The 1,406-nt window shown below is 72.0% G+C and carries 2 protein-coding genes; one reads left to right on the top strand and one right to left on the bottom strand.

The features are described 5' to 3' along the window. Positions 1-621, top strand: a 621-nt coding sequence (locus GRX66_RS19010) for a (Fe-S)-binding protein (RefSeq protein WP_267903104.1), incomplete at its 5' end; no start/stop codon positions are given. A 22-nt stretch (positions 622-643) separates the two neighbouring features. On the opposite strand, the gene GRX66_RS19005 is transcribed toward GRX66_RS19010, so the two are convergent. Continuing rightward, a partial coding sequence (locus GRX66_RS19005) for a class II histone deacetylase (protein ID WP_159527846.1) occupies positions 644-1,406 on the bottom strand: 763 nt, incomplete at its 5' end.

The raw sequence follows: 1,406 nt of genomic DNA, 5'->3' as shown, positions 1-1,406 counted from the left end.
CGCGGGCGTCGACGTCGAAGTGACCGACGCGCGGCCGAGCGGCGACCGGCGTACTCGATGGGGTTCCTGGACCGCGCGCGAACCCGCGCCGAGGCGACAGTCGACGTCCTCGCGCCCGCGGTGGCCGAGGGCCGGACGCCGGTGTTCGTCGAACCCTCGGATGCGGTCGTCGTGCAGGACGACTACGAGGACCTGCTGGACGGGCCGGCCGTCGAGCGGGTGGCCGCGGAGACCTGCGGCGTCATGGAGTACCTCGACCGCGAACGGCTCGACGACCACCTCGCGTTCGGGCCTGTCGACGAGGCGCTGGCCTACCACGGCCACTGCAATCAGAAGGCGGTCGGCACCGACCACCACGCCGTCGGCGTCCTCCGACGCGCGGGCTACCGCGTGGACCCCGTGGATTCGACGTGCTGCGGGATGGCGGGGAGCTTCGGCTACGAGCGCGAGCACTACGCCCGCTCGCAGGCCATCGCGGACATCCTCGTCGACGGCATCGGAGACAGCGACGCGGACGGCGTGGTCGCACCTGGGACGTCGTGTCGCACGCAGCTCTCGGACCGAGCGGACGCCGGCGAGCCCGCGCATCCAATCGAGAAGGTCGAGGCGGCCCTCCAGTAGTCGACGGCCAGGAAGTCGGGATTCAGTCCAGCGGCCAGTACTCGCTGTGCGCGGCGGCTGCGTCGTCGACCGCTCGGCGGGCGGACTCGGTGTCCCCGGGCATCCACGCGAACGGGTCTTCGATGCCGGTCTCGTGGTCGAGTGCGCCTTCGAGGACGCCGAGCGTCGCGTAGGGAAGGTGCGTGACGTGGTAGCCGCCCTCCTGGACGACTGCCAGCGACCCGGCGGCGTAGTCGTCGGCGAATCGCCGCGCGCTCGCTCCGAGCGACTCGAAGCCGGCTTTCGTCACCGTGTTCCGGCCGAGCGGGTCCATCGTCCCGGGGTCCTGGCCCGCACTCACGAGGAGCGCGTCCGGGTCGAACGCCGCGAGCACGGGGTCGACGAGTTCGTCGAGCGCGTACCGGTAGCCGTCGTCGCCGGTTCCCGCGGGCAACGGGACGTTCACCGTGTACCCGGCGCCGTCGCCGGTCCCCTGCTCGGTGAGGTCGCAGGACTGCGGATGGGTCTCCGGGTCCCAGGAGTCGTGGTCGCCGTGGATGCTGACGACCAGCACGTCGTCGCGGTCGTAGAACGCTTCCTGCGTGCCGTTGGCGTGGTGGACGTCCCAGTCGAGGATGGCGACCCTGTCCGCTCGGCCGGTGGCGAGCAGGTCCTCGGCGGCGACGGCGACGTTGTTGAAGAAGCAGAAGCCGTCGCTCTGCGCCGGCTGCGCGTGGTGACCGCTCGGGCGAACGAGCGCGTACGGGACGCCCGGGAGGCCGTCGTCGACGGCGTGCCGTGCGGCG

Source organism: Halobacterium bonnevillei, from assembly GCF_009831555.1.
GTDB lineage: Archaea > Halobacteriota > Halobacteria > Halobacteriales > Halobacteriaceae > Halobacterium > Halobacterium bonnevillei.
The sequence above is the reverse complement of the archived record's forward strand: the minus strand, read 5'-3'. Positions and strand labels throughout refer to the sequence as shown.